General features: G+C 71.4%; 8 protein-coding genes. 5 read left to right on the top strand and 3 right to left on the bottom strand.

Features of this window, described 5'->3' with window-relative positions; genetic code table 11:
- Positions 1–61: 61 nt before the first annotated feature.
- Together FNH05_RS31810 and FNH05_RS31805 are read right to left on the bottom strand one after the other, a co-directional pair.
- Complete coding sequence (locus FNH05_RS31810) at positions 62–1,282, bottom strand: PTS transporter subunit EIIC (protein WP_144592547.1); 1,221 nt, start codon at positions 1,280–1,282, stop codon at positions 62–64.
- The gene (locus FNH05_RS31805; RefSeq protein WP_144592546.1) at positions 1,279–2,046 is read right to left on the bottom strand and encodes a GntR family transcriptional regulator; all 768 of its coding nucleotides are present in this window, start codon (positions 2,044–2,046) and stop codon (positions 1,279–1,281) included. Before FNH05_RS31805 ends, FNH05_RS31810 begins: the two co-directional genes overlap by 4 nt.
- Before the next feature lie 170 nt (positions 2,047–2,216).
- Between FNH05_RS31805 and FNH05_RS31800 the strand changes: the two genes are divergently transcribed.
- Positions 2,217–2,453, top strand: a complete 237-nt coding sequence (locus tag FNH05_RS31800) for a PTS sugar transporter subunit IIB (protein WP_144592545.1) — start codon at positions 2,217–2,219, stop codon at positions 2,451–2,453.
- Positions 2,450–2,902, top strand: a complete 453-nt coding sequence (locus tag FNH05_RS31795; protein ID WP_144592544.1) for a PTS sugar transporter subunit IIA — start codon at positions 2,450–2,452, stop codon at positions 2,900–2,902. The genes FNH05_RS31800 and FNH05_RS31795 overlap by 4 nt, the downstream gene beginning before the upstream one ends.
- A gap of 45 nt (positions 2,903–2,947) precedes the next feature.
- On the opposite strand, the gene FNH05_RS31790 is transcribed toward FNH05_RS31795, so the two are convergent.
- Positions 2,948–3,376 (bottom strand): Rieske (2Fe-2S) protein, encoded by a 429-nt coding sequence (locus FNH05_RS31790; RefSeq protein WP_144592543.1) that lies wholly within the window; start codon positions 3,374–3,376, stop codon positions 2,948–2,950.
- A 115-nt stretch (positions 3,377–3,491) separates the two neighbouring features.
- Between FNH05_RS31790 and FNH05_RS31785 the strand changes: the two genes are divergently transcribed.
- From FNH05_RS31785 to FNH05_RS31775, 3 genes are read left to right on the top strand one after another with little or no spacing between them, the layout of a single operon-like run.
- Entirely contained in the window at positions 3,492–3,872 is a 381-nt protein-coding gene (locus tag FNH05_RS31785; RefSeq protein WP_144592542.1) for a hypothetical protein, read from the top strand.
- Positions 3,869–4,381, top strand: a complete 513-nt coding sequence (locus FNH05_RS31780; RefSeq protein ID WP_144592541.1) for a sigma-70 family RNA polymerase sigma factor — start codon at positions 3,869–3,871, stop codon at positions 4,379–4,381. The genes FNH05_RS31785 and FNH05_RS31780 overlap by 4 nt, the downstream gene beginning before the upstream one ends.
- Positions 4,378–5,010, top strand: coding sequence for an anti-sigma factor family protein (locus FNH05_RS31775; RefSeq protein ID WP_144592540.1), 633 nt, complete (start codon positions 4,378–4,380; stop codon positions 5,008–5,010). Before FNH05_RS31780 ends, FNH05_RS31775 begins: the two co-directional genes overlap by 4 nt.
- The last annotated feature ends 156 nt before the right edge of the window (positions 5,011–5,166 follow it).

The following is a 5,166-nucleotide window of genomic DNA, read 5'->3' as shown; positions in this document are numbered from 1 at the left end:
GGTCCCTTCACAGTCGAATCGACTGTGAAGGGACCCTTCACGGCCAACACTCACGCGACCGTCAGGCGGAAGTATCGCCCGCGTCGCCGCCTTCGTCCTCACGGCCGGGCGTGCGCAGGTTCCACTTCGTGATCGCCCACTTGAACCCGAAGTAGTAGATCACCGCGTAGACCAGGCCGATCGGGATCAGCAGCCACGCCTTGCTCGCCGCGGTCGCCCCCGAGTTGAGCGCGAAGTCGATCGCCCCCGCGGAGAAGGAGAACCCGAGGTGGATGCCCAGCGCGTTGCACACCGCCAGCGAGACGCCGGTGAGCACCGCGTGCGCGAGGTAGAGCGGCCAGGCCACGAACATGAACGCGAACTCGATCGGCTCGGTCACGCCGGTGAGGAACGAGGTGAACGCGGCGGCGATCATGATGCCGCCGACCACCTTCTTCTGCTCGGGGCGGGCCGTCTTCCAGATCGCCAGTGCCGCGGCGGGCAGGGCGAACATGAAGATCGGGAAGAAGCCCGTGGTGAAGGCGCCCGCGTTCGGGTCCCCGGCGAAGAAGTTGGTGATGTCACCGCCCTTGAAGATGAACCACACCGGGACGTTGATCAGCTGGTGCAGGCCGACCGGCAGCAGCAGCCGGTTGAGCAGTCCGTACCCGCCGCCGCCCGCGATGGCGTTGCCGGTCACCGCGTCGCCGAGGTGGTTGATGGCGCTGTCCACCGCCGGGAAGATCAGGCCGAACACCACGCCGAGGAGCAGCAGCACCGCGGAGTTGATGATCGGCACGAACCGCCGTCCGCCGAAGAAGGCGAGGTAGGGCGGGAGCTTCACCCGGTGGAAGCGCTGCCACAGCACCGCGGTGACCAGGCCGACGACGATGCCGCCCAGCACGCTGTAGGGCCATTTGATCGGCTGCAGGTACCAGCCCTCCTTGAAGCCCTGCAGCCCGCTGATCGGCGCGAACACCTGCACGACCTTGTTGAACACCACGAAGCCGACGACCGCGGCGACGCCGGTGGAGCCGTCGCCCTTGCGGGCGAAGCCGACCGCGATGCCCACGGCGAACAGCAGCGGCAGCCAGTCGAACAGCCCGCCGCCCGCCGCGGCCAGCACGGCCGCGACCTTCTTGGTGGCGTCCCACCGGCCCAGCATGTCGTCCTGGCCGAGCCTGCTCAGCAGGCCGGCGGCGGGCAGCGTGGCGATCGGCAGCATCAGGCTGCGGCCGAAGCGCTGCAACCCGGCGACGCCTTTGCCCTTGCCCTTCGTTCCTTCCGCGGTGGTGGTACTCACGGCATACCTCCGTGTTCGGCGGGGACTTTCCGGTCCAGTTGCACGGTCACCTGGTACCGGTCGCCCCGGTACCAGGAGGTGATGTCCTCGACCGGCGCTCCCCGCGTGGTGGAGATCCGGCGGAAGACCAGGAGCGGGTCACCGGGGCGGATGCCGAGCAGCCGCGCGGTGTCCCGGTCCGCCGCCTCGGCCCAGACGGTCTGCCTGGCGTCGTCGAAGCGGAGGTCGTGATGGTGGGCGAGGAGCTCGTACAGCGACCCGGTGAGGTCGAGGTCGAGCAGGCCGGGCAGGTGGCCCGGGTGGTACCAGCCGCGCTCGAGCGCCAGCGGAATGCCGTCCGCGCGGCGCAGGCGGACCAGACGGTAGGCGGGCTGTTCCGGCGCGAGCGCGAGCGCCCGCGCGGTGGACGGCGGCGGGACCTCCTCGCCCCGGTGCAGCACGTCGGTGCTGGCTACGAGCCCCCGGCGCCGCATGTCGCCGGTGAACGACATGAGGTAGAGCTGCAGATCCATCCGGCGCGAGACGGTGAAGGTCCCCTTGCCGCGGACCCGGGTGAGCACCCCCTCGTCGACGAGCTTCCCGATCGCCGAGCGGACGGTGAGCCGGGAGACCCGGTAGCGCTGCGCGAGTTCCCGTTCCGAGGGGATGGGGGAGCCGGGCGGCAGTTCGCGGTCGATCGCGCGGCGCAGGATTTCCCGCAGCTGCGCGTGTTTGGGCACCGGGCCGTCGACCACCTTCCCGGTGGTGACCTCAGACGCGGCCAGTTCGCCACCCCCGTTGATTCCGGCTCGGTTTCGGGGGCTCGCCCCCGTCGCCGAAGATTGGTACGTTCCGGTCTAGACCATTTCTTGATGGGGCAGGATGCTCCGCCGCCCGTCGGGGTGTCAACCGCCGTTACGGGTTCGTGTTCGGACCAGCAGGAAGGGAGGCCGTCGTGGCAGACGAAAGGCCGCAGAAAATTCTCGCCGCGCTCGGCGGTGCCGGGAACGTCATCGACATCGAAGGCTGCATCACGCGGCTGAGGTGCGAACTTCAGGACGGTTCCGCGGTGGACGAGGCCGCGCTGAAGAAGGCAGGCGCGCTCGGGGTGATGAAGATGGGGGCGGTGGTCCAGGTCGTGGTGGGACCGGAGGCCGACACCATCGCGAGCGACATCCAGGACCTGCTGTGAGCACCGGGGTGGCGAGCCCGGTGGCGGGCAAGGTGGTGGCGATGGGCGACGTGCCGGACCCGGTGTTCGCCCAGCGGCTGGTCGGCCCGGGCGTGGCGATCGAGCCCGAGGGCGGCCCGCAGGAGGCGCTCGCCCCGATCGACGGCACGGTGGTCACGCTGCACCCGCACGCGTTCGTCATCGCCGGGGCGGACGGCAGGGGGGTGCTGGTGCACCTGGGCATCGACACGGTCAAGCAGAAGGGCGAGGGATTCACCCCGCACGTGGTCCAGGGCGAGTCGGTGCGGGCGGGCCAGCCGCTGATCGGCTGGAACCCGGATTCGGTGCGCGCGGCGGGCTATTCGGCCGTGGTGCCGGTGGTGGCGCTCGACGCGGCGGAGACCGCGCTGTCGGAGATGCTCACCGGCGGCGAGGCCGTCGCCGGTGATCGGCTGTTCGTCTGGGGGTAGGGATGTCCGGGCCCGCACCGGAACCACCCGGTGCGGGCCCGGACGTCACGCGGTGACGACCTTGCCGCCGTCGACCTTGACCGGGATGGCGGGCAGCGGCCTGCGGGCCGGGCCGTGTTCGACCGCGCCGGTCATCGCGTTGAAGACCGAGCCGTGACACGGGCAGTCGAGCTTGTCCCCGCTGGGTTTGACGGTGCAGCCCTGATGGGTGCAGATGGCGCTGAAGCAGACGGCGGTGGTGTCCGTCGGGCGGGCGACGACGGCTGCCTGCCCGTCGATGGTGACCGACTTGGCCTGGCCCACCGGGATGTCGGACAGCGATGCCACGGCGGTACCCGCCGGTGCCGGGGCCGAGCCGCCCGAGGTGACGGGGGTGTTCGAAGTGCCCGAGCCGCAGGCCGCGAGCGCGGCGGCACCGGCGACGGCCGCTCCGGTGGTCATGACGGTGCGCCGGGTGGGAAGTTCAGCAGTCATGTCCACGGACACGAAACAGGGTGCCACGCGGTTCGATCCGGCCGGGATTGAACCGGATCGAGTCGCTCTTCGTGAGCAACGGTGGGAGGGTTGCGGGCGAGAGAGGGAGGCCGAGGTGGCGTGGGCGCTGCGGGTTCTGGTGGTGCTGGGCCTGCTCGGCTCGGCCTGGGTCCATTACCACCTGTGGTCGCGTGAGGGCTTTGCCGATATCCCCACGGTCGGCCCGTTGTTCCTGGTCAACGCGGTGGCCGGGGTGGTGATCGCGGTGGCGGTCCTGTTGTGGCGGCACTGGCTGCCGGTGCTGGCCGCGATCGGCTTCGGTGCCGCCACCCTGGGTGCGTACCTCGTTTCGCTGACGCCGAACGGCCTGCTCGGGGTGCACGAGGAGTTCCGCACGGCGGCCGAGGTCTGGGGCGTGGTGACCGAGGCGGGCTGTGTCGTGTTCGGCCTCGCACTGCTGGCCGTCCAGAGGCGAGCGGGGGCTCGCCGGACATGAAGGAGACCGCGGAAGACCAGTTGATGCGGACGCTGCACGACGAGCACGCGGCGGCCCTGTGGTCCTACGCGCTCCGTCTGACAGGCGGGGACCGCGCCCGCGCCGAAGACCTCGTCCAGGAGACCCTGCTGCGTGCCTGGAAACACCCGCGGGTGCTCGACCAGTCCCAGGGTTCGGCCCGAGCCTGGCTGTTCACCGTTGCGCGGCGGATCGCGATCGACGGCTGGCGCTCGGCCGCGTCCCGGGCGGAGGTGAGCACGGACGCGCCGCCGGAACTGCCGTTGCCGGACGACACCGAGCGCGCCCTGCAGGGCTGGCTCGTCGCCGAGGCGCTCGGTGCGCTCTCACCTGCCCACCGTGAGGTGCTGGGCCTGTGCTTCTTCCAGGGCTATTCGGTGGCCGAGGCGGCCCAGCGGCTGGGAGTCCCGGCCGGGACGGTGAAGTCCAGGACGCACTACGCCCTGCGGGCACTGCGGCTGGCACTGGAGGAACGGGGGGTGACCCCGTGACCGGCCGGGCCGATCCGTTCCGGACCTACGACGCGGCCTATGTGCTCGGGGCACTGTCACCGGCCGACCGCGCGGCCTTCGAGGAGCATCTGGACGGCTGCGCGGACTGCGCCCGTTCGGTCCGGGAACTGGCGGGACTGCCCGGGCTGCTGGCGCAGGTCACGCCGGAACCGGTGGGGGAGCAGCCGCCCGCGGGGCTGCTGCCCTCGGTCCTGCGCCGCGTGCGGCGCCTGCGGCTGCGCCGGACCCTGGTGACCGGCGGCGTCGGCCTCGTGGCGGCCGCGGTGGTCCTGGTGGCGATCCTGCTGCCGCCGGGCGACGGCGGGTCCTCCGGGGCCGCCATGACCCCGCTCGGCGCGTTCCCGGTCCAGGCCACGGCGGCGGTTGCGGCGGTCTCCGGCGGTTCACGGGTGGACCTGTCGTGCCAGTACCACGGGGCAGGCCGCGGCGCCGACTACCTGCTGGTCGCGGTCCGGCGGGACGGCACCGAGGCCCAGCTCGCCACCTGGTGGGCCGACCCGGAGCGCATCGCGAAACTGTCGCTCGACACGGCCCTGCCCGCCGACGACATCCAGGCACTGGAGATCCGCACCCGCTCCGGCCTGCCCCTCCTGCGCTGGCACCCCTGACCTGCCTTTCGGCGACCCGTGAAAGCCGTGAAGGGTCCCTTCACAGTCGTATCGACTGTGAAGGGACCCTTCACGGCCCACACTCAGGGGACCCCTCACGGCCGCGCCCGTGCCGCTGCGCCGTTCAGGGGAACTCTCGGGGCGTAGGCGATGAAC

It is taken from the genome of Amycolatopsis rhizosphaerae (assembly GCF_007713715.1).
GTDB classification, from domain to species: domain Bacteria; phylum Actinomycetota; class Actinomycetes; order Mycobacteriales; family Pseudonocardiaceae; genus Amycolatopsis_E; species Amycolatopsis_E rhizosphaerae.
The sequence above is the reverse complement of the archived record's forward strand: the minus strand, read 5'-3'. Positions and strand labels throughout refer to the sequence as shown.